Here is a 23,191-nt window from a genome sequence, read left to right as displayed (position 1 = left end):
GAGCGAGGTGAACGATCATGCCAGGCTTGTTACTGCATGTGGGAGCGACGGTGCTTTGCGCTCATGCCGGTCAGGCGCAGCCGAGCGTGCCGAATGCCAACGTGCTGGTGAGCGGCCAGCCGACCGTGACGATCAGCGGGCCTTATCTGATTGCCGGCTGTCCGTTCGTGCCGCCTCTGCCTGGGCCGTGCGTGACGGCGCAGTGGATGGTGGGCACGACACGCGTCACGTCGTTCGGGCAGCCCCTCGTGATTCAAACCGGGCAGGCCGTGTGCGCACCGACGGGCACGCCGCTCGTGCCGCTCGTGTGTCAGACCAGAGTGCTGGCAACGTGACTGCAACTCCAATCATGACTGGATGAGTTGACATGAACCTCAGCTTTCCTTACGGATTCGATCTGTCCGGGCGCACGCAGCTTTCGGATCTGCCGCGCCATATCGAGGACATGGTCGAACTCGTGTTGCTGACTTCGCCGGGCGAACGCGTGAACCGGCCGACGTTCGGCAGCGGGGCGGCACAACTGGTGTTCGCGCCCAACAGTGACACGCTGGCGGCGGCTTTGCAGCAGATCATCAAGGCTGGATTGCAGCAATGGCTCTCCGATCTGATTCAGGTGCAATCGGTACAGGTGGACAACAATGATTCGACGCTTCTGATCACGGTGCAGTACACGGTCATTCAGACCCAACAACCGCAGACCTCCGAGTTCGTATTCGGAGCGGGGGCGCCATGATCTACTTCTGCGCTCAGAAGGTACGTCGCGCGCTCGTACTGGGACACGCGGGCCTCAACGGTATCGACTTTCTCGAAGTCGACCCGGATGCGCCGACGCAACTCCAGGTCGTATTCCTGAAATGCGATGGTCTCGCGCAGCTCCAGGCCGCCGAATTCTTGATTACGGGCGGGGAGACCGTCTCGGGCATCGTTGCGAACTCGCTTGCCATCACACCTGACGCGCCGAACCGGGTCATCGTCACCGTCAACGAAGCCGGAGATTTCTCCGGGTACACACTGAAATTGAACCATCTGGCCACGTCTGGCGATCCGCACGTCGAGGGGCCGCCGGACGGATTCGATCCCGCACTCGCGAGGATCGACTTTTCGTTCAAGGCGGGCTGCCCGACGATCGGCGATTGCAAGGTGGACAACTGTTGTCCGTCGCCCGCGCTGAGCGCCCCCGACATCAACTATCTGGCAAAGGACTTCCAGGGCTTTCGCCAGGTGATGCTCGACCGCATGTGGACGCTGATGCCGGACTGGACAGAGCAGCACGCGGCCGATCCGGGCATCGCGGTCGTGGAAGCGCTCGCTTACGTGGCCGATCATCTCAGCTACCGGCAAGACGCGGTCGGCACGGAGGCGTATCTCGGGACGGCCAGGAGCCGTGTGTCACTGCGCCGGCATGCGCGGCTCGTGGACTATACGGTAAGCGACGGCTCGTGCGCGCACGTCTGGTTGCAGATCCTGCTCGTACAGAGCGGCGTCGTGACGGACGACCAGCCCGCCGCGATAGTCCGTGCAGGCACGCAGGTCTACTCGCGCGTCGCCGGCATGCCGCCGTGCGTGGCGCCCGACACGAAGGAGGCCGACACGCTTGCGCGGAGTGCGTCGAGCGTGTTCACGACGCTCGCCGACGTGCAGTGTTTCTACGCGCACGACAAGATGCAGTTCTATACATGGAGCGATGCCGACTGCTGTCTGCCGGCCGGCGCGACCGAGGCGACGCTGGTTGGCAACCTGAAGAAATTGCAGGTGGGTGACGTGCTGATCTTCGAAGAAATGCTCGGCCCGAATACCGGTCAGCCTGAGGACGCGGACCCGACCCATCGCTGGGCTGTGCGGCTCACCGCTGTCCGCTTCAACGACTATCTCGGCAATCCGCTCCTCGATCCGCTCGATAACACCGCGATCACGCATATCGCCTGGAACGCGTCGGACGCACTCCCGTTTCCACTCTGCATCTCGTCGACTTTCGACAATGGTTCCGGCACCACCGAACTCGACCAGGTCAGCGTGGCGCGCGGCAATGTGGTGGTCGGCCGGCACGGCATGCGGATCGCGCAGCCTGAATGTCTCGGCCCGGTGCCGGCCGCGCCGCCCACGCCCGTCGGCAATCCGGCCGGCTACTGCTGCGGCACGAGCGCGGTCGTCACGACGCGGCCGCGTTTTTACCCGGCGCTCGCCGGCCAGCCACTCTCGTTTGCCGCACCTGTCGACCCGAGCGCGCCGGCCTCCGCGCTAACCGTGCCCGCGCCGCCCGCGCCCGGTGTCGATACGCAGGTCGTTCCGCTCATCAGTCTCGTCGACGACCAGAACGCACCCTGGACGCCGGTCGCCACGCTGCTCGGCCAGACCGAGCCCGGCAACAATTTTGTCGTCGAGATCGAGCGTGACGGGACGGCGTTCCTGCGCTTCGGAGACGATCAATTGGGCGTCGCGCCGCTCGAAGGCACGCGGTTCCACGCCGACTACTGGATCGGCAATGGCAGCGCCGGCAACGTCGGGCGCGAAGCGCTCGTGCACATCGTCTCGAACGATGCGGCGGTGCGCGGCGTGTGCAATCCGTTGCCGGCGGCGGGCGGCGTCGACGCGGAATCGATGGAACATATCCGCCAGGCCGCGCCCGTCGCGTTCAACACGCAGATGCGCGCCGTCACCGAGGACGATTACGGCGAAGTCGCGCTGCGCGATCCGCGTATCAAGGCCGCGCGAGGCACGTTTCGCTGGACCGGAAGCTGGCGGACGACATTCGTCACGCTCGAACCGTCGGTAGGTCAAATTGCGGACACGACCCTGATCGACGACACCCTGACGCGGCTCGATCTTTTCCGCATGGCCGGCACCGACCTCGAAGTCGAGGCGGCCGTGATCGTGGGATTGAAGATCGTGCTGCACGTGTGCGTCGATTCGCAGCATTTCCGTACCGACGTGCGACAGGCGTTGACGCGGATCCTGATTTCCGGCGACGTATGCGACGGCACGCCGGGCCCGCTCGCGCCAGTCAACTTCTCGCTCGGCGAGACGGTCTATCTGAGTCCGCTGTTGGCGGCGGTGCAGGCCGTGGAGGGCGTGACTTCCGTCAATGCTCTGGCCTTCCAGCGGCTCGACGATCCGTTGAGCGACGCAGTCGCAAGCGGCTATATCACGATGAACCGGCTCGAACTGGCCAGTGTCGCGAACGACCCGAGCCGGCTCGATCGCGGCTATCTCACGCTCACGATGGACGGCGGAAAATGAGCAATCCCTGCGAGTCCGCGTCGGTTCAGTTGTGCGGCTGCTGCGAAGGAGTCGGCCGGGAGACGCCCGCGCCCATCTACAACCGGCCAGCGCTTGCGCAAATCGTCTATCGCGCGGGGGTGTTCGCCACGTTCAAGGCGAGCATGATCGCGGCGCTCTCGAACCCGCAGTATGGAGTGCTGAGCGCCCTGACGACCCGCGATGACGGCGACTTCTCGATCGCGCTGATCGACGCATGGGCGCTCGTGTCGGACATCATCACGTTCTACCAGGAGCGTGCCGCCAACGAGGCGTATCTGCGCACTGCAACAGCCACGCGCTCCGTGTTCGAACTCGCGCGGCTGGTTGGCTATCAACCCTCGCCGGGCGTGGCGGCATCCGTGCCGCTCGCCTTTACGCTGAACGATGCGCCGGGCGCCCCGGACCCGGTGGTGATCGCATCGGGCAGCCGTGTGCAGAGCACGCCTGGCGCCGGACAGTCGCCGCAGACCTTCGAAACCTCCGCGGACCTGACCGCGTACATTGCACACAACGCGCTTGCCGCCACCACGACGGGGCCGGTCGATCTCACGGCGCTGATCGGCAATTCCGCGGCGGCTCAGGCTTCGGCCGCCGTTTCAGGTGCGAGCGTGGCCTCGGCCGCCGACCAGGACGACCCGGCTATCTGGCTCGCGGGCACCTCGACCGGGCTCAAGGTGGGAGACGGCGTGCTGTTCATTGCCGACGACGACTGCGTGCAAAACGCCGACAGCTCCAACTGGACGTTTTGCCACGTGGTCAGCATGAGCGTGGATTCCGCCAGGCAGCGCACCCAGATATCGCTCGATACGCCGCTGGCCGCGTCGCTGGCGTCGGCGACGAGCGTGACACTCTATGCGATGCGAAAGCGCGCGGCGCTGTATGGCTACAACGCGCCCGATCCAAAATTGCTTGCCGACCAGACGCTGGCCCATTTTCCGTCGGGTACGTTCACGCCGGCGGGAGCGCCGACTACTCCGACGGGTGCTACGACGCCTGACTACAGCACGATCGCAGACTGGAACTTCGCACCGACCTTATCGGGCACGACCATTACGCTCGACCAGGTGTACCAGGGCATCGTGACTTCGGCCAATCCAGTCAACCCGACGTGGATCGTGCTCGTGGCCGACGGTGGGCAGACGCAGTTCTATCAGGTGAAGAGCGTGGCCGAAGGTGCCTTCGACCTCTACGCGATTTCGTCCAAGGCGACGCAAGTCACGCTGAATGCACCCGATGGCACGAAAGCGAATGGGGCACTGGCGCAGTTCGTGACACCCACTCCGCGCATGACGGTCGCGTTCGTGCAGAACGAATCGCTCACGGTGGCCGACCAGCCCGTGACGCAAACGTCGATCGACAACGGCACGGCTAGCGGCGGCAGCACGGGCACGCCGCAGACCCTTCAGGCCGGCATGCTCACGCCAATCTTCGGCAATTCGGTCGAGGTGAGCGGTGGCCAGCGGTTGACTGCCGGGCGCACGGTCGCGATCTCGGGCAAGCGGTTGCGGATCGCGGTGATTCAGGCCGGCGCCTACCTGATGCCGGCCGACGGACAGGCACCCATTCTCCTCAACGCCGGGGACACCTTCATTCTCGATTCGTATCCGCCGGTGCAGGTGGCCGTGCCGCCCGCGTTGCAGTGGCTTTCGAGCGCGCTCGCCGACCTCACGAGCCTGTACGCCTGGAGCGTCATTACGACCACGGGTCAGCCCGGCATGCTCTATGTGGACCCCTCGCAGACCGTGCTCGTCCCGCCAGACAAGAATGATGCGCTCGCCAGTGAAGCCGCCACGCTGGATAGTCTCGACAAGAACGGCACGAGCACCACGCTCGGTTTGCTCGCGCCCCTCGCTCGCATTTATGACCGCGAGACGTTCGCCGTCAATGCGAACGTCGTCGAGGCAAGCAACGGGCAGACGGTCAACGAGTTGCTCGGCAACGGCGACGGTACTCAGGCCGGTCAGACTTTCACGCTGAAGCAGAGTCCGCTCACCTACGTCAGCACGTCGAACGGCGAGGGCGGTCAATCTACCCTTGAAATCTGGGTCAACGAATTGCAGTGGCACGAGGTGGCGAGTCTCCTCGATCAATCGAACCGTGCCCGCGTGTTTGTCACGCGCGTGGCGCAGGACGGTACGGTCACCGTGCAGTTCGGCGACGGCGTGCACGGCGCGCGCCTGCCAAGCGGGCAGATGAACGTGCGCGCGGTGTATCGCAAGGGCATCGGCACAGCTGGCAATGTGCCGGCCGGACAATTGAACCAGCCGCTCGATCGCCCGGCGGGTCTGAAGTCCGCGAGCAATCCGGCGCCGGCCTCGGGCGGCGCCGATCCAGCCACGCTAGCCGACGCGCGCACGAGCGCGCCGTTGCTCGTACAGACCATTGGACGTGTGGTGTCGCTCGAAGATTACGAGAACTACGCGCTGGCGTTCTCCGGCATCGCGAAGGCTCTGGCGACCTGGACCTGGTTCGGCCGCACGCGTGGCGTGTTCGTCACCGCGGCGGGCGCCGATGGCGACGTGCTCGAACCGGCTGGGACGACGCTCGCGAATCTGGTGGCGGCCTACCGTCGCTACGGTTCTCCCTATGTGCCGATCCGGGCGATGTCCTATCAGCCGCGCTGGTTCCGGCTCGGCGGCAACGTGAAGGTCGATGCGTGGAACTACGATCCGCCCACCGTGCTTGCCGCCGTGCGCGACGCGCTGACTCGGGCCTTCGGTTTCGATGCGCGCGCGCTTGGCGAAGGCGTCGCGGCAAGCCTGATCGTCAGGATTGCGATGCAGGTGCCGGGTGTCCAGGCAGTCCAGCTCACCGTGTTCAACCGTGACGATCAGGGCGTCAGTCCCGGCGCGCCACTGCTCAATTTCCTGGCCGCATTTTCACCGGTGCCGGGCGACCGGCAGGCGATCGTTCCCGCCGAACTGCTGCTGCTCGATACGTCGTCGTTGAAGGGGTTGCAACCGTGGTCATGAGGGAGCCGTCATGAGTCTCGGAGTCGAAGAAGTCTATGCGCTGCTGCCGGCGATCTTCCGCACTCGCGACGCCGCGGCCGGCGAGCCGCTGAAGAGTCTGATCGGCGTGATCTGCGAGCAGGTGGCCGTGCTGCAGAACGACCTCGACGGCCTTTATGACGACGCCTTCATCGAGACCTGTTCTCCGTGGGTGATTCCGTATATCGGCGATCTCGTCGGCTGGCAGGCGATCACGCCCGCGTCGCGCTCCGAAGTCGCGGATACGATCGGCTATCGGCGACGCAAGGGTACGCTCGTCGCGCTCGAACAGATTGGACGCGATGTGACGGGACGGCCGACACACGTCGTCGAGTATTTCAGAAGACTCATCACGGCAGAGAGCATGCATCATGTGCGCCCTCGCCACGCCAGCACGCTGAACTTGCGGCGTGGGACCGCGCTGGAAAACGTCAGTGCCGCGGCCATGCCGTTCGACGACTCGAACCGCACGATCGACGTGCGGCGCATCGCACCGCGGGCACGGATGAGCGACTCGAGCGCGGCGTCCGCCGATGTGCCCGACAACGCGCCGCTCGACGTCTTGCTGCATGGCGCTGGACGCTACAACATACCGGAGGCCGGCGCGTTCCTGTGGCGCTGGCAGGCCTTCCCGGTTCGCAACCAGCCTGCGTTCCGGATCGACGAGCACCGCTTCATGTTCAGCCCGCTCGGCAACGACATGCCGCTCTTTAATCAGCCTTCCGGCATCACGCTGTTCGCCGCGCTTTCCACGCGCCTGAATGTGCCGCAGCCGATCGGCCGGCGCGAGTTCTTCGACGCGCCCGCGACGTTGTACGGCAGTCTCGACGACACCGGCAAGAGCGTGCGGATCATCCGCGATGGCGTGCCCGTGCCGCTGTGCGATATCTGCGTGTGCGACCTCGCGAGCGATGCGCTGGACAGGTGGCCCGCGCCGCCCGCCGGCCGCGTCGCGCTCGATCCGGTACTCGGGCGAATCGCGTTTTCATCGGCCGACGCCGCACCCGCCGATGTGAAACTCGACTATTGCTACGGCTTTCCGGCTCACGTCGGCGGAGGCAGTTACGACCGTACACCGAATCTCGCAATGCCTGAAGACGGTTTCGACTGGACGATCGTGGTCGGTGACGCGACGCCGTCCGGCGTGCCCACGGCCGACAGCCTCGACGACGCGGTCGCGCTATGGAACACGCTGCCGTCCGCGGTGCGCACGGGTCGTATCGTGCTGCTCGACATGTACACGGCGCACATCGATCTGAGCGGCGCGCGGGCGGTGAAGATCGGCGCGGGCTGTCAGCTCTGGATCGTCGCGGGCGAGTCGCATGTCGACGCGAATCAGGCGTTCGTACCTGGCTTCACGGGCAGCCGGGCGACGCTCTTCGGCGATATCGACGCCATGGGCGGTGCGAGCGACGCGACCACTGCGGGCGAACTGTGCCTGAGTGGCGTGCAGCTCGCAGGTGGTGTGACCGTGTCGTGTGGCGCGCTGACGCTGCGCATCGTCGACTCGACGCTCGTGCCGGGTCGTGGCATTGCCCGCGACAACGAGCCGCTCCGTCCGGGAGAGCCGTCGATCGTCGTGAGTTCGCCGGGCGCGACTGTCTGCCTCGTCAACGCCATCAGCGGGCCGCTGCTCGTTACGCCGGCAGCCAGCATCGTGCGGATCTGTTCGTCGATTGTCGATGCGACCTCACCCCATGGCGTGGCGTTCGCGGGCCTCGACGGGCTGGGCGAGGGCGCGACGCTGCACGTCGAGGACAGTACGGTGATCGGCAAGGTGCACACGTACATGATGGAACTCGCGTCCAACTCGATCTTTCTTGCGCATGCGCGACTGTCCGGAAGCTGGCGCGCGGCACTCTGGTGCACCCGCAGGCAGGCGGGATGTGTGCGGTTTTGTTATCTGCCCGCGCTGGCGCTCCTGCCGCGCCACTACGAGTGCGTGCAGGGCGAGCCGCAGCAGGAGGGCACGTTGATGCCGCACTTCGTGTCGCTGCGTTTCGGGCGGCCTTCCTACGGGCTCCTATCCGGCGACTGTCCGATTGCGATCTGGCAGGGTGCCGACGACGAGGGCCAACTCGGCGTCTATCACACGCTCGACGAAACGCAGGCGGTCACGAACCTGTTCACGCGGCTTGGAGAATATCTGCCGTTCGCGCTCGAGGCGGGCATCTTCCTGATCCCCTCGCGTGGCGAGCGGCGACGCCCGCGTGCCGGGTTCGCTTACTACGGCTATCCATTCGGCGCCGCGCCCGCATTGCGGGTGTCCGGCACCCCGGACGCTTGCACGGCGATCGACGAACGCGATGTCGACGACGATCTGACTCAGGGTTACGTGGGCATTGGCGCACATCTGATCTGAATCGCCGCCGGTCCGCCGTGACCGGAGCGACTTCGAAGGGGAACACCATGAAGGGCGATTTCAGTCGGCTTCGTTTCAACCGCGCGAGGCACTATACGTCGGTCCTGACCCAGCAAGGCCGGGTCGAACTCGATTCCGACGCGAACGAACAACGCGCGATCGACGAGCACCTGCGCAAGACCGAGACCATCGACATCATCGGACAGTCGGGAGCGCCGATCGATCATGCGGGTTTTGACATCGAGCTGACTGCTGACCAGTCGTCGCTGACGTTTTCGGCGGGCCGCTATTACGTCGACGGACTGCTCTGCGAGAACCCCGCACCGGGCGACTACACCACGCAGCTATATCTGCTCGGTGCGACGGGTATTGCCAGTATGCTCACGGCGTTGCGCCAGGGCACCTTGAGCGCGCTCCAGGTCTATCTGGAGGTGTGGCAGCGCGTCGTCACGCCGATCGACGACCCCGGCATCAAGGAGGTCGCGCTCGGCGAAGCCGACACCACCGATCGCCTGCAGACCGTCTGGCGGGTCGTGGCAGAGCCGGTCTTCGCCGAGGGTTCGCCTACGACGACGCCCGCTCCCGCCGGGTCGAGCATCAACAGCTCGACGTTCAGCCGCCTCAAGCTGACCAACCGTATCCCCAACCTGAGCGCGGCGGCGACTAGCGCGCTCAGCGCCGCGTCCAACCGGTCGTTGAATCTGAGTGCTATCACGTCGCGGGCCACCAACACATCGCTGATCGATAACGCCGCGGGGCTCGGCTCGTCCGAGGGAACGGTCGGTACTTCGGGGCCGGTCGGCACGCAGAGCGCCACGGTGCAGACATCGGACGGCAGCTCATCGGCCACGACGCCGGCGCTTTCATGCTGCGAACAGATGGCGCCCGCGCCCACGCCCGTTGCGCCTGGCAAGATGGGCGTGCTCACGGGCAGCGCCGACGCGGCCGCGAGCCCCTGCTTGCCGGTGCCTTCGGCGGGTTATCGTGGTCTGGAGAACCAGTTGTATCGGGTGGAGATTCATCACGGCGGGACAGCGGACGTCGCCACGTTCAAGTGGTCGCGCGACAACGGATCGGTCGTGACCTCTGTCGTGTCGACAAGCGCGGGCTCGGTCCACGTGGATAGCCTCGGCCCAGACGCGAATCTTGGCTTTTCGCCCACACAGTGGGTCGAACTGATCGACGACAGCAACGAGTTCGGTCTCGTGCCGAACCAACCCGGACAGTTGCGGCAGATCGAAAGCATCGACACCACCGACCTGAAAGTGACGTTCGACGCGGACGCCGACGCGTTGCCGATCGATCTCGACGTAGTGGCGGGTCATGCCAAGCTGCGTCGCTGGGATCAGTTCACATCTGCGGCATCGTCCGACGGCGTCCCGCTGTCGGCGGGCAACTGGATCGATCTGGAAAACGGTATTCAGATCTGCTTTTCGACCACGGGGACCTACACGGCGGGAGACTACTGGCTGATACCGGCGCGCACGGCGACGGGCAATGTCGAGTGGCCACCTGCTGACAGCGATGCCTCGCGCTTCCAGCCGCCGCACCAAACGACGATACACCGCGCGCCGCTTGCCTGTATTAACATTGCCAACCGGCAATTGGTGATCGAACCGTGCAGGCGGCTCTTTTATCCGCTCGTCGACCTTGCGCCCGCTGCTGCCGTGCCTGCGCTGCACGTGACGAAGATCAATTGGCCGAACGACGGGATCTATACTGTCGCGCAGTTACTTCAAAAAGGCCTACTGGTTGCATTCGACACAGCGCCGAGCGTAGCGTTGACATCGGCGAACTTTATCGTCGAAGCGAACGTGCCTATCAGCAAGCTCGACAAACGCGAGCTCCAGTCGAACTGGGCGGGCTCGCTGCTGTTTGCGACCCCTGTGCTCGAAATCAGTGGGACCGTTACGCAGCAGGCCGCCACGCCAGTTTTCCAATGGATGCCACCCACGATGCCCTACGTGGTCTGGTATTCCGATCTGCTCGAACTGGCCCGAAGCAGCCTGTTCGTACGCATCCGTGTGACGCTCAAGGGACGGTTCATCTTCGCGCCGTCGGGCGCGCAGACCTTGTACCTCGACGGCCGTGCGCTCGGTCAGCCGGGCACGGCGCTGGACGGTAAGACGCCGCGTATCGATCTCGTCTTGCCGTCGGGCGAGGGCGCGCAATGCAGCGACTTCGAAAGCTGGTTCACACTCGTGCCGCCTCTCGAGATCGTGTCGCTCACCGTCGCAGCCAATACGCCGGCGGTCGCGCCAGCGGCCGGTACGACGCCGATCACGCCGCTGACCACGCCCTTGACGGAGGTCGGGGCGGCGGTGCGCAACGCGCTCGCACCGACTCCCGCGGGCGCAGCGGCGAGCACCGCGCCCGCTGCGGCGACCACGGTTGCATCAGGCACCGCTGCTGCTGGTGCCGCTGCACCGAGCGTAGCCGGCAATCTCGCGACTGCGGCTGCGAGCGTGAACACATTCACGCTCGCCAGCCAGCCCGACGAATTCACGCAAATCGTCGACCCGGTGTTCCGCGCCACGTTGATGGGTGAAAGTACGACCTGTCAGGTCACACTCCTGTATCCACCGCTGTTTGACACCACGGTGCAGCTCTCGGTCAGCAACGCAGGCGGATACGAACAATACGTATCGTTGCCGTCTTCCGTGGTGGTGAGTGCGGGAACGACGAGCCAAACGTTCATCGTGCGGGTCATCGTGATCGGGCAACTGAAGGCGAGCCCGCCGACGATCGTCGCTTCGCTGACGGACTCGGGCGGTCAGATTTCGACTCAGTCGCTCACGCTCAAGGTGGGTTGAGCCCATCGCGAAGCCCGCGCGAAATGTTCGACATCAAGGATGAAATCATGCGCGCTGTCTGGTCGTTCTGGAGCCGTCCGTTCGACAACTTCTACAAGGGTGCATGGCTGAGCGAATATCACCACCTGCTCGCATGGGTGATCTCAGTCAACGTCGCGCGCAGGCACTACCCCGACACGCTGCTCGTCACCGATATCGCTGGAAAAAGGCTGCTCGTCGAGCAACTCGGCTTGCCGTTCGCGAGCGTATCGACCGCGCTGGAAGGGCTCGCCGACATCGATACGCGTTGGTGGGCGGTTGGCAAGCTCGTCGCCTATGCGTTGCAAAGCGAACCATTCGTGCATATCGACACGGATGTATTCATGTGGAAGCGCCTGCCGCGCTGGCTCGAGGAAGAACCGGTGATTGCCCAGCATCCGGAGTATTTTTCCGAGAACGACGGTTGCTATCAGCTCGATGCGGTGGAAGCGGCGATGCGGGAGACGGGGGGCATTCTTCCCGAAGAATGGCTTTGGACACACGCGCGGGGGCCGCATCAGCGTTCGGAGAATTGCGGAATTTGCGGCGGCTCGGATGTGCGGTTTCTGAGTTATTACGCAAACCTTGCCAGATCGGCGGCGTTGCGTCCCGAGAACGAGCAGGGATGGCTCAGGCAAGCCAACACCTGGGTCCACAACATGATGGTCGAGCAATACGTGTTGGCGGCGTGCATCGAGTATCACCGGCACAGTCCCGACTCGCCGTTCCACCACGTGCGCCCGGGGTACGTCTTCGCCTCTTGGGATGATGCCTGCAATCAGGCGCGAGCTGCGCAAGCAGGCTATACGCATTTGCAGAGCGGCGCGAAGCGTCATCCGGCGGTTGGGGCGCGCATCGAGGCGCGCGTGCGGCGCGATTTTCCAGGGTACCTCTCGCGCTGTCGAGAGATCGCGAAAGTGGGGGCGGGATAGTGGGTGGGTTGGATTGTCGAACAGGCATGAACGTATTTGTCGGCAATCGGAGTGTCGAGCGCGTGGGGAGACGTCGGACGGCGCCACTGCGACGTGTCGCTTGCATTCAGCGGAGAAGTAGAACCGTCGTCAGGTTCCGTTCGATAGATTCGCGATGACCGAGAAAATCGCGATGTGTTTCGGAGGCAGCAATCATGTTTGCTTCGAAGATCGGCAGGCCGCAGACGACGTCCGCGCAAAAGCCAACAGCCGCAATGGCCACCTGGCGACACGCTCTCGCGAAGCATCGACTTGGCCATCGTCCAGCGGAACAGGTAGGCTTTCTTCACCGCGCGATCGACGTCCGCACACCCCTCTCGCTGTTTCAGCGAGGGACTGGAGCGGAGGCGAGCACTCCCATCAATGGGCAAGAGCAAGAAAGGGATGGACACAATGCGCCGTCCCGGGCCACACCCCGCGGCACCTCATGGGCTATCGCAAAGATCGTGCCGTCCAACCTTGGATCAACACTCCCAGCGCAACCATCCTCGAGGAAAGGCCATCAGTCGGCGATGCAACCGAAGCTCGCGATCGGATCAGTCGACGACCCCTTGGAACGCGAGGCTGACCGCGTCGCTGATGAAGTGATACGGATGCCGGATTGGCATGGGCAAGTCACTTCATCGCCCGTGCGGACAATGCGAAAGTGCGCAGCTTGCGAGGAAGATGCCGAGAAAAAGCTCCAAATGCGACCATCGACTGCGCCAGCGAGTGGAACTGTCGATGCTCTCACCTCAGTGCAAGACGTGCTAACGTCGGCGGGGCAGCCGTTGGATCCCACGGTGCGAGCCTATCTCGAGCCCCGGTTCGGGCACGACTTTTCACGCGTTCGGGTGCACACCAACGATCGCGCAGCTAAGTCTGCGCGATCGATCGGCGCTTCCGCTTACACGACCGGATCGGATATCGTGTTCGCGACTGGTCGGTATGATCCAGGCAGCAGATCCGGCCGACTCCTCTTGGCGCATGAGCTCACTCACACTATTCAGCAGCGCGCATCGATTCCTAAGGTCCTTCGTCAGGCCGATGACGCGACGGATATCGCCGATGCGGGTGCGGATCCAACGGCAAGTCTCGAGGATCGTGCCGGGCGCCCCGCGAGTAAAGCGATCATTCACGCATTAAATAGCCGCAATCCCGAGGCGTCGGGTGGCATCGAGATCGGTGACTTTCCGGAGGCATTCCGCATTCTGAATTCCCTGGCAATGTTCGATATCCTGGCCACGCTCGATGAACTCAAGAACTTGAGCGAGCTCCAGGTGCTGAGGGACCACACTAACGATGCGATCGGGGTTGATCTCCCGCGGATTGAAGTGGGCATCGCGGCGGTTGCTGAGCGTACGACGATTACACAGAAAGGGTGGCCACCGGCTCAGGGCGAGGCATTCGCAGCCCTGCCTCCTGAGCAGCAAAAGGACGTTACCGATTTCCTTGGCACTACGCCGAACACGCAGGCTACAGCACCGCTTTTCACCGCGGAGGACGCTGTTATCATCGGAGTAGTCGTCGGCGCGCTCGCCGTGGGGGTGATAGCAGTTATCGTGGTGCCTGAACTCGTCGCGGTCGCCGCTCCCGCAATAGCTCGAGTGGGAGCGCCTGTGATTATTAGAGTAGCGGCCGGTCTTGCGACCGCTTCGGGGATCGCGACAGCGGGAGAAGGTGCGGTCCTTACCGGAGAGATCACCGCCATTGAAGCCGCACCTGCTGCAGTGGAGACTGCGAGCGGGGCCACCCGCGGAGTACAAGTTCTGCGAGTGGTCATGCAGGAAGCGCCCGCAACCGTTACTGCGCCAGCATTGCAGGCGAGTCAGGCGGTTATCAGTATTAGCAGTTCCGCGTCGTCCATACCTCAAGCAGCGATTTTGACGGCGGGTGCTGCCGCAGGTACGCTATCGAGTGATAGTTCGACCGCACCGAGGGATCGAGACAAGAAAGAGAAAAAGTCGGTTTGCGACACGGAAACGCCAACTGGCGAGCTTACATCGTGGATTGGCTGGGGAACCGATCCTGATTACGCAACGATAGGCATGTGGAGGCAACAGCTACTGCCGCTGACAACAGATTTTTCTGGTTGCGAGGTCTTCGAAACAGACCCGGGTGGCGGAACAGACTCTTGCTGGTATAACTATTCGGCAATATATCCTTACAACAAAGTCAGCGGTGGTCCGCCGTGGACTGTCGAACCCGGTAATTATTGGAAAACAGATTACGTCGGCTGGCACGACTACGCTGTGGACTTCTACCGGAAGGATGGAAGAGCGCCTTGCGGATCCAGTTTCATGCAATCCATGCATATCAGGCGTCCATCAGGGGGTGATCAGGAATATACCCGGAATCAGCTGGCCGCTGAATTCGACGCAAATCAGGTATCGAGTTCGCGGGCCGGCCAGACGGAGATTAGAAATTGGCCATAGGTTTGAATGGGTCGATGGAATAAGATCGACGGACTGAATTGTGCATGCGGCTAGAACGTGTGCTTCGGTGGAAGCCGGATCTGGATCATCTGGCTCATATGAGATACCGGAAAAACGGACTAGATGTGTGCGGAGCGTTGGCAGCCGTCAATTGGGATCCGGGTCATCAATCGCCAAGAGTTAAGGAATCTTGATCGACGGAACACATTCTTGACGCGGCAAAGACCATTGGCCGAAACTCATTGCGAGCCATGGTGAGAATCCGCTCGAAGACGAGACAAACCGTCGCTGATTTGTCGACGCGAATGCCTGTGAGTTGGAGTTCCTCATTCGCCTTGCCAGTTTAGATTAAGGAGGTCCCGATCATGTTTGCACACCAGTACGCCAGGGCACAGATGAAACCTCCTGCGAGTCCGGCGAGCACACTTGGGCGTCCGAATCAGCTACGCCGGCCTCGACCAACCGCTTCCAGCGCAAAGTTGGGCACTATTCAGTGCGAGCTCGTTGTCGGAGCGGTTAATGACCCGCTGGAGCATGAAGCCGACCGCGTCGCTGAACTGGTGATGCGAATGCCTCATCCAGCGCTTTCCATTGGCGCGGGCCCCCCAAAGATCGCTCGCAAATGCGCGGCTTGCGCCGAAGAAGAACAGGCCACAGCCCTCGACAGCGTGCAAGTGCGGAGGCAGGCAGACGATCCGGCCGGAGCCGATGAGGATGAGGAGGGCTACAAAGACGTGGACGGTTTAACTGTGCGGCGAGAGGTAGACGCAAGTCCCCGTGCCAGCGGGCGGCGTGCCGTTTCGCAACAAGCTATGAGCATGCGTGATGCCACTTGTGGCCAAGGCGAGCCTCTGGCGCCGTCATTGCGGCGGTTCTTCGAACCTCGGCTAGGGCACGACTTTTCCCGCGTGCGGATACACGCCGATAGGACAGCCGCCGAGTTGAACCGGGACCTGCATGCCAAGGCGTTTGCAATCGGGCAAGACATTTATTTCGGCGAAGGGCAATCCCAGCCGCACCCAGGGAAGCTGTTGGCGCATGAACTCGTCCACACGCTCCAACAGAACAAGCGGGTCTTTGGAGGGGCGGGGCCGACGCCAGTTCAAGAAAGTGCCGGGCTTGTACGCAGGCAGCCGCTGGATGCACCTGACGACCCGATTGCTGCGGATGTGCCACAGGTATCCCAAGCTCCTTGTCCGAACAGCGTGTCGCTAGGGACCGTCTCTCACCGCAATTTTGCAGATCAGTCATCGGCAGACCAGGCGAAGTTCAGAACCTACCTGAGCGCGAAGGCGACCATGAACGTTGGCCCGGGACCCGACCACACGGGCCATTGCATGAAGGAGGAGTTGACGGAGGTGTCGAATACCTGCCCCGCGGCGGCCATAGCGCTGCTCAATTCGCCGCCTTGCTCCTCGAGCATCTGCCTCGACATCAACAGATTCGGAAGCGGCCCAACGGCCTTCCTGGACGAGCATAAAACGAAGGGGCCGAGCAGCATTTTAGAGGGGACCGGCAAAAACTCCTGCACTGCCATTTGCGATCAGATTTACAAGTGCGATCGCACGCAAGCGACGACCGGCAAGTTTCGGATCACGCGAAACTTCAAGGCTGAAGACGTCACGGGCGCCGACGGCTCGAAAATAAACGTCACAACCGGAAGAGTCGAAAAAACGGCGCTCCCATAGCCCGACCCACGCCGCAGTCATTGAAGAAAAGATATGACTCAGGCAAGCCAATATTTAATCCAGATGTGATGGTCGAAAGATTTATTCATGCAAAGAGTGAAGCGCCATTCGCCGCCACCGGTTTGCGCTCAAGCCCAATAGGGCATAGGCTTAGCTAATCCCGCTGTCGTGACCACCGAATTGAGTTATCGGCTCCAGTTCCGAACCCCGATTGCGCAAGTACCCGATGGAAGTTGAGACGCAAGCGTATCGTCCATCCGCGTGTCGGCTCACTCGTTCCGAAAACTGAGACTAGGCATGAAGATTGCCGCTCCGCAAAGGTATAAACCAGCAGCACGGGAGCCGCTTCCCTCCTCGACGCGAGCGCTAACTCGCCCGCCAGCGCGCAAATGTACCCACGTCGAAGGGGCTGGATCGAGCGCCGCATGTACGAAATGTAGCGAGAGGTGGTTGCAGCGACGCTCGCTCACTCACACCTTACCCTCCGTCGTCCCGCCTATCGTCCACGAAGTGCTGCGTACACCTGGCCGACCCCTCGATCTGGCTGTCCGTGGCTTCATGGAACCGCGCTTTGGACATGACTTCAGCCAGGTACGGGTGCATACAGATACCCAGGCGGCAGAATCTGCACGAACACTCAGTGCACAGGCCTACACAGTTGGGAATCATGTGGCGTTCGCACATGGACGCTACGCCCCTGCGACGAACACCGGGACACGACTCCTCGCGCATGAATTGGCGCATGTCATGCAGCAGTCGACGAATGTTTTGAACATGCAGGATGAAACGCCCGTGACGGGTGAGGGTGCGCCAACTGAACAAGAGGCGGATGCCGCGGCCGACGCCGTGATGACAGGGCGTCGGCCGCATATCACCAGCCACACCGACGTGGCACGATTGCACCGCCATAAGGATGACGCCGTGGCGTACACAGGTGGACAGAGCGGAAGCTTATTCGTCATCAAAGCGGGTAGTCTGATATTCACCGGGCCCGCGGTTTCGGGCCATCCGGGGCACGGTGAATGGGAGCCTTCGATCGGGCCGACCCCCACAGGCAACTATGTCATCCATCCTGGAGTTCAACGCCCAACGGTTGCTTCGCTTCAAAGCGGAGTTTGCGGTGCACGTGCGATCAGTTCCGGTTATCAGGAGATCACGAGTACCGATCCAAGCCCCTGCAGCGGTGCTCACTATTGCAATGTGTCTTGCCCGACACCAACGGATCCGACCCGAACGTGCTTCACGCCGCAGGATTGTTGGGGGCCGATGCGTATCAAGATCGAAGGTTCTGCCGACGTCGCGACGCCCGCGGGCGGAGTTGTGCATCGCGATGGCTTCTATCTCCATGGTGGCAACCCCAGTGATGCCGTGAGTAGCGGTTGTATCAAGACTCTTGATAACGCGGTCTTTTTAAAAGTGCGTATGCTGACGGGCGAGAAGGGAGCGGTGCCGTTTTGTGTGGGAAATGCTTGTCCGCAAGCCGTAAAGGACGTGATGGCGAAGGAGTACACGAGGCAGGCGGTGGAAAAGATTAAATCAGTACTCGAATCGACGGGGTTACCTCTTCCGTTTGTAGAGTGAAGAGGCAATCGTGCCTTGAAGTCGCGCTGCACTCCGAGTGTCAGTCGGCGTATTAGTCTCTTGCTTTCAGGCAAATATCCGTCTCGTATCGCCGCCGGTGCCTTGCGAATTCGAATTCTTCGCGTTTTCACTGATGCATCATCGAATACGTCGCCACGCATCGTGGGTACGGGAGGCGTTCGCGTTGTGCCTTGCTGCCCAGTTAAACAGTTCACTCGGCTCGCATCGGGTTGTCGTTTTAATAGTTCTTGGCAATTGACTGGCGAAATTGATTGCGTAGATGCGTGCCGGGGACTGAGGTTGCGGCCGTCGCAATGGTTCATCGCGGAGACCGAGGACCGGCTCCAAATCGGATACATCCCATACTTGACTTGGACGCATAGTGAATTGTTGCGCCGCAGCTCAAGCACTATTTGACCCTTTGCAGTGGTGCTAGTGTAACGCCCGCAGGGCGGGCTTCCCGCACACTTTATGTTCCCGAGATTTTGACAGTTAGGGACTCGCGAGCCGCTCCCGCAGACTTTGCCGATTCATTGCAGCAGTAACAGCAACGAAACAACGAGCTTAAGAGCCATTTTTTCCCGCAGACTTTAATGTGCGCAAATATGGGGTATGGGCGCACAGCAAGCTGGGCCGGGCGCGGCGTCCGCACTCGGCAACACCATCGAAATACCGCCACACTTGTTACTCCCAACCTGCGATTTCCGGGGCCAAACTACCTCACGTCACACAACAGGCGACGCGTAGCGGACGCAATCGCGCCGCAGGAATTTGCCCAATTCAGGAGGTCGCAAAAACCATGAGTCCATCAGCCGAAAACGGAAGGAAAGGCGGACAGCCTGCCATGCTCACACCACCGGTCGTCTCATCCGAGGCGTGGGAGGCAGCGCGCCAGCAGTTGCTTGTGAAAGAAAAGGCGCTGACCCGTGCCCGAGACGCCCTGGCCGCCGAGCGCCGCCGAATGCCCTGGATGGCGGTGGAGAAGGCATATGCATTCGAGGGGGCTGCGGGCAAGGTCAGCCTGCCGAACCTGTTCGACGGTCGGCGTCAACTGATCGTCTACCGCGCTTTTTTCGAACCGGGCGTGTTCGGCTGGCCCGACCATGCCTGCCGGGGCTGCTCCATGGTGGCCGACCAGGTCGCCCACGTCGCCCATCTGAACGCCCGTGACACCACCCTCGTCTTCGTCTCGCGTGCGCCTCAGGCCGACATCGCGCGACTGAAGGCGCGAATGGGCTGGGAGATACCGTGGTTCACGCTCACGGACAGCTTCGACGCCGACTTCGGTGTGGACGAGTGGCACGGCACGAACGTGTTCTACCGCGACGGCGAGCGCGTATTGCGCACCTACTTCATCAACAACCGCGGCGATGAGCAAATGGGGGGCACCTGGAACTACCTCGACATGACGCCGCTGGGTCGCCAGGAGGTCTGGGAGGACTCGCCCGAGGGATATCCCCAGACCCCAACCTACAAGTGGTGGAACTGGCACGACAGCTACACCGCAGACGCGCCGCCCGACAAGAAGTGGGTCGAGGTGTCGGACGCAGGCGAGGCTGCGTTCCGGAACCAGCACACGAACGGAACGCCTTGAGCCAGACCGGTTCTGCCCGGCGGGCAAGAGTCGCGCATCGGGTTGCGTCTGCCGCGGCGAGGCGTATGCCTCAAGCGGCAAGCGCTGCATCGACCGCGGCCAGGTATTGCTGGAAGCCAGCCTGCAGCAGCACGGTTCGCACGCGCGCGAGCTCGCATCGCGCGGCTTCGTCCGGGGGCGCCTGCAGGGCGCGCGCGAGCGCGCGTCCGCGCGCCGCAAACAGGTCGGCCCAGGGCAGCGGTTCGCGCCGCGTGTAGTCCTCCAGCGCGCTCACATAGCGCAGCACGCCGGCCGGATCGCGGGCCGATAGCATCGCTTCGATCGCGTCGCGGTAGAACCAGAGATGGTTGTGGCCGACCGCGCCGAGGCGCAGGAGCTCCTCGCCTTCTGCCAGGAGGCGTGTCCGCTCGTCATTCTCGTCGACCGCGCGGGCGAGGGCGCCCAGCGTCTTCGGCGCGCAGAACTGCGTGCCCACTTCGCGCGAGATCGCCAGCGCCTCGCGCAGCGCTTCGACGGCTTCGCCGCGGGATCCGTTGGCGAGCCATACACGTGCCTGCATTTCCAGGTTCTGCGCTTCGAACCGGCGCGCGCCCAGTTGCCGGATCACGCGCTTTTCCTGCTCCAGATGGACCTGCATGCCCTGCATATCGCCTAGCTCGTAGCGGGCGAATACGCCGAGCGTCTCGCCTAGCAATTGCGCGCGCGGCTGCCCGATCAGCTCGGCGGCGCGCACGGCGGCAACGGCGTCTTCGCGCGCCTGCAGCGGGTCGTTCAGATAAATGCGGCTGAAGCCCTGCATCGAACGATTGGCGACTTCGATCCGGCCGCACCCGTGTTCGCGGCTCAACGCCACGCAATCGCTGAAATGGCGGAATGCGGTGCGCATCCGCCCTTGCGCGTACGCGGCATCGGCAAGGCCGCCTAGCGCCCGGGCCTCGGCCTCCGGCAGGCCGAGGCGCCGCGCATAGTCGAGCCCGCGTTCGTGCTCGGTGCTGCAGGCATCGATCTTTCCGAGCGGAAAGTAGATGTTGCCGCGCAGGTAGTGAAGGCTCGCGAGCTCGGCCACCCGGTCGTCGCGCTCCGCGATCCGCTGCGCAGCCTCGAGCAGGTCCAGCGCTTCGTCGAGACCTTCGCTCACTCGCAGGCCTTCCGCGAGCCCGAGCTGGCAGCGGCACAGACTGGCGTCGTCGGGGGCGGCCGCCAGCGCCGCGCGCCAGGTAGCGATCGATCCCGCGATGTCGCCGAGGTCGCGCTGGAGCTCGCCCTTGCAACAACTCAGGGTGTGGCGGTCCGCCTCTGTCTGCGCGATCTCGAGGCCCCGCTCGGCGAGGCGCAGCGCGGCTTCGAGCAGGTGGGCCGAGCGCTGCGCGAGCGCGGCGGCCAGGTAGGCCTGCGGCGCGCGCTCGTCCTCGGCACGGTCGAGATGCTGGGCGTGCAGTGTGGGGTCGCCGTGCGCGAACCAGTCGGCCGCGCCGCGGTGCAGCTCGCGGCGACGCGCGCGCAGCAGCGTCGAATAGGCGCTCTCCTGGATCAGCGCATGAGCGAACAGGAATTCTTCGCCCTCCGGCAGCACGAGCGCGTTGGCGAGCAGGCCGTCGCAGACGTAGCCGGGGTCGTCGATGAGCCGCCGCAACAACGCGATGCCGAAACGCTGCCCGATCACGGAGGCCGCCTGGAAGGCCAGGCGGTCGCGCGGCGCGAGCCGGTCCATCCGCGCGAGCACGAGGCTGCGGATCGAGCCAGGCACGCCGTTGCCGCTGCCTTCCTCGGCATTGCGCAAGAGCTGCTCGAGGAACAGCGGGTTGCCGCCCGCGCGCTCGATGCAGGCGAGCGCGACACGCTGCGTCGCGTCGATGAAGTTGCCTGCGAGGCTCAGTGCCTCGTCCTCGCGCAATGGCCCGAGGTCGATCGTCGCGAACGAGGTGTCCCGGCAGCGCGCGCGCCACGTCGCATCGATCGGATCGCCGTCCACGCGCGAGGTCGTCACGAGGAGGCCCGGACCGTTCGCGATGCCCGAGGCGAAGGCCGATAGATAGTCGAGCACTTCGGGCTCGGCCCAATGCAGGTCTTCTACGACGATCAGCGTTGCAGCCCGCCTGCAGGCGTCGCCGGTCAGTCTCGCGGCGAGCGCCTGCTTGCCGCGCTTGCGCGCGCCGTGGTCCATGGCGTCGTAGAGGGTCCGCCACTCGTGCGCGAGCGGCAGGTCGAGGAGGTCGTGGAGAAATGCGTGCTGCCCGGCCTCGACGATGCCTTCGGCGGCGAGCCGCGCGGCGGCGGCCAGCCGCGCGTCGCTCGACGCGCCGGCCGGCAGGCCGAGCAGGCTGCCGGCGATCGTGTGCACGGGATCCTGCCCCTTGCCTACGCCGAAATCGAGCACGAGGCCCCGATGGATCTCGAAGCCCTGCGACTGCGCGTAGCGGCGCATCTCGTCGACGAGACGCGTCTTGCCGATGCCCGCTTCGCCGCGCACATGGACGATGTGGCCGGCCCGCCGCGCGACACACGCGCGGACGATACCGTGAAACTGCTCGAGTTCGGCCTCGCGTCCGACGAAAAGGCTCTGACTCGCCTTCGCCGATTCGCTCGCCGGGTCGCTCGAAATCGCGCGCAGCCGCCATGCGCGCACCGGCGTGTCGATGCCCTTGAAGCGCTGCTCGCCGAGCGCGTCGCAGACGGCGGCGTCGCCGAGCGCGCGCGCCACGTCATCGGAAAGCCAGGTCTCGCCGGCCGGCGCCGCGACCTGGAGCCGTGCGGCCAGGTTCACCGGATTACCGGTCACGGTGTAGTCCCGCGCGTCGACGCAGCCGAGCGCGCCGGCGACGACCTCGCCGCTCGCGATGCCGATATGCGCCTGCAACGTCCGCGCCGCCTGCGCGCTCAGCGACGTCAGCGCCTCATGGATGTCGAGCGCCGCGCGAGCCGCGCGCAGCGTGTCCGTCTCGTGCGCGCGAGGCGCGCCGAATAGCGCCATCACCGCGTCGCCGATATGTCTGTCGGTCGTGCCGCCCCAGGCGAGCACGATACCGTCGACGAGCGCCGTGAAGCGGCCGATCAGCGCTCGCACCTCCTCTGGATCGAGCGTACGCGAGAGCGCGGTGAAGCCGCAGAGATCGGCAAACAGGATGGTGACCTGCCTGCGTTCGTCCGCGGGGATGTCCAGCGCGGTGGGTGCGCTCGGCGCTTGCGCCGCTGGCGAAGCCGCTGCCGCAAGGTTCGGCGCGGCGGCAGCGAGGATGCGTTTGCGGTGGCCGAGCGACTGGACCCCGAGTTCCCTCAGATCCGCGTCGGTCAGCTGCGCGAGCAGCGAGAGATCGATATCGTTTGCCGCGAACGCCTGCGCGTACTGCTCAAGTCCCAGGGCGTGCAGCCATTGCTCAATATCCATGTTCGCCGCCTGGATCCCATGCCGGTTGCCTGATGCGAACCGCCCCGAGCCCGTCGGGGATCGTGCCGGTGAATATCCAGTGTAGGCGCGCGCCACGGGCCGCGTACGGCGTTTGAC

At 63.8% G+C, this 23,191-nt stretch carries 12 protein-coding genes; 11 read left to right on the top strand and 1 reads right to left on the bottom strand.

Annotation, left to right across the window (positions count from 1 at the left end; all coding sequences use genetic code 11):
• Positions 1-17: 17 nt before the first annotated feature.
• From M3I54_RS00160 to M3I54_RS00105, 11 genes are all read left to right on the top strand, one after another.
• Complete coding sequence (locus M3I54_RS00160; RefSeq protein WP_254332044.1) at positions 18-335, top strand: hypothetical protein; 318 nt, start codon at positions 18-20, stop codon at positions 333-335.
• A gap of 32 nt (positions 336-367) precedes the next feature.
• Positions 368-733: a GPW/gp25 family protein gene (locus M3I54_RS00155; protein ID WP_175163978.1), complete on the top strand. Its 366-nt coding sequence runs from the start codon at positions 368-370 to the stop codon at positions 731-733.
• On the top strand, positions 730-3,237 hold the full coding sequence (locus M3I54_RS00150) for a baseplate J/gp47 family protein (protein WP_254332042.1): 2,508 nt from the start codon (positions 730-732) through the stop codon (positions 3,235-3,237). Before M3I54_RS00155 ends, M3I54_RS00150 begins: the two co-directional genes overlap by 4 nt.
• The gene (locus M3I54_RS00145) at positions 3,234-6,230 is read left to right on the top strand and encodes a putative baseplate assembly protein (protein ID WP_254332040.1); all 2,997 of its coding nucleotides are present in this window, start codon (positions 3,234-3,236) and stop codon (positions 6,228-6,230) included. The genes M3I54_RS00150 and M3I54_RS00145 overlap by 4 nt, the downstream gene beginning before the upstream one ends.
• Positions 6,231-6,240: 10 nt before the next feature.
• On the top strand, positions 6,241-8,610 hold the full coding sequence (locus M3I54_RS00140) for a hypothetical protein (RefSeq protein WP_254332038.1): 2,370 nt from the start codon (positions 6,241-6,243) through the stop codon (positions 8,608-8,610).
• A 47-nt stretch (positions 8,611-8,657) separates the two neighbouring features.
• Positions 8,658-11,423, top strand: a complete 2,766-nt coding sequence (locus tag M3I54_RS00135) for a DUF6519 domain-containing protein (protein ID WP_254332037.1) — start codon at positions 8,658-8,660, stop codon at positions 11,421-11,423.
• Between the two features lie 47 nt (positions 11,424-11,470).
• Positions 11,471-12,373, top strand: a complete 903-nt coding sequence (locus M3I54_RS00130; protein ID WP_254332036.1) for a DUF6734 family protein — start codon at positions 11,471-11,473, stop codon at positions 12,371-12,373.
• Between the two features lie 194 nt (positions 12,374-12,567).
• Positions 12,568-14,826, top strand: coding sequence for a DUF4157 domain-containing protein (locus tag M3I54_RS00125; RefSeq protein WP_309249579.1), 2,259 nt, complete (start codon positions 12,568-12,570; stop codon positions 14,824-14,826).
• Between the two features lie 479 nt (positions 14,827-15,305).
• Positions 15,306-16,514, top strand: coding sequence for a DUF4157 domain-containing protein (locus M3I54_RS00120; protein ID WP_254332034.1), 1,209 nt, complete (start codon positions 15,306-15,308; stop codon positions 16,512-16,514).
• 297 nt (positions 16,515-16,811) lie between these two features.
• On the top strand, positions 16,812-18,095 hold the full coding sequence (locus M3I54_RS44730) for a DUF4157 domain-containing protein (RefSeq protein WP_302058774.1): 1,284 nt from the start codon (positions 16,812-16,814) through the stop codon (positions 18,093-18,095).
• Between the two features lie 844 nt (positions 18,096-18,939).
• Positions 18,940-19,689 carry a DUF899 domain-containing protein gene (locus M3I54_RS00105; protein WP_375542069.1) on the top strand — a complete coding sequence of 250 codons (750 nt, stop codon included), beginning with the start codon at positions 18,940-18,942 and terminating at the stop codon, positions 19,687-19,689.
• 70 nt (positions 19,690-19,759) lie between these two features.
• On the opposite strand, the gene M3I54_RS00100 is transcribed toward M3I54_RS00105, so the two are convergent.
• A complete protein-coding gene (locus M3I54_RS00100) occupies positions 19,760-23,074 on the bottom strand; it encodes an adenylate/guanylate cyclase domain-containing protein (RefSeq protein WP_254332032.1) in 3,315 nt (1,104 codons plus the stop codon).
• Between the last annotated feature and the right edge of the window lie 117 nt (positions 23,075-23,191).

Source organism: Paraburkholderia sp. CNPSo 3274 (genome assembly GCF_024206475.1).
Lineage (GTDB): Bacteria > Pseudomonadota > Gammaproteobacteria > Burkholderiales > Burkholderiaceae > Paraburkholderia.
The sequence above is the reverse complement of the archived record's forward strand: the minus strand, read 5'-3'. Positions and strand labels throughout refer to the sequence as shown.

Excerpts from the sequence above, each read along its gene's own strand:
- M3I54_RS00160 (WP_254332044.1), top strand. The coding sequence starts at position 18 with ATGCCAGGCTTGTTACTGCATGTGGGAGCGACGGTGCTTTGCGCTCAT.
- M3I54_RS00155 (WP_175163978.1), top strand. The coding sequence starts at position 368 with ATGAACCTCAGCTTTCCTTACGGATTCGATCTGTCCGGGCGCACGCAG.
- M3I54_RS00150 (WP_254332042.1), top strand. The coding sequence starts at position 730 with ATGATCTACTTCTGCGCTCAGAAGGTACGTCGCGCGCTCGTACTGGGA.
- M3I54_RS00145 (WP_254332040.1), top strand. The coding sequence starts at position 3,234 with ATGAGCAATCCCTGCGAGTCCGCGTCGGTTCAGTTGTGCGGCTGCTGC.
- M3I54_RS00140 (WP_254332038.1), top strand. The coding sequence starts at position 6,241 with ATGAGTCTCGGAGTCGAAGAAGTCTATGCGCTGCTGCCGGCGATCTTC.
- M3I54_RS00135 (WP_254332037.1), top strand. The coding sequence starts at position 8,658 with ATGAAGGGCGATTTCAGTCGGCTTCGTTTCAACCGCGCGAGGCACTAT.
- M3I54_RS00130 (WP_254332036.1), top strand. The coding sequence starts at position 11,471 with ATGCGCGCTGTCTGGTCGTTCTGGAGCCGTCCGTTCGACAACTTCTAC.
- M3I54_RS00125 (WP_309249579.1), top strand. The coding sequence starts at position 12,568 with ATGTTTGCTTCGAAGATCGGCAGGCCGCAGACGACGTCCGCGCAAAAG.
- M3I54_RS44730 (WP_302058774.1), top strand. The coding sequence starts at position 16,812 with ATGAAGATTGCCGCTCCGCAAAGGTATAAACCAGCAGCACGGGAGCCG.
- M3I54_RS00105 (WP_375542069.1), top strand. The coding sequence starts at position 18,940 with ATGCTCACACCACCGGTCGTCTCATCCGAGGCGTGGGAGGCAGCGCGC.
- M3I54_RS00100 (WP_254332032.1), bottom strand. The coding sequence starts at position 23,074 with ATGGATATTGAGCAATGGCTGCACGCCCTGGGACTTGAGCAGTACGCG.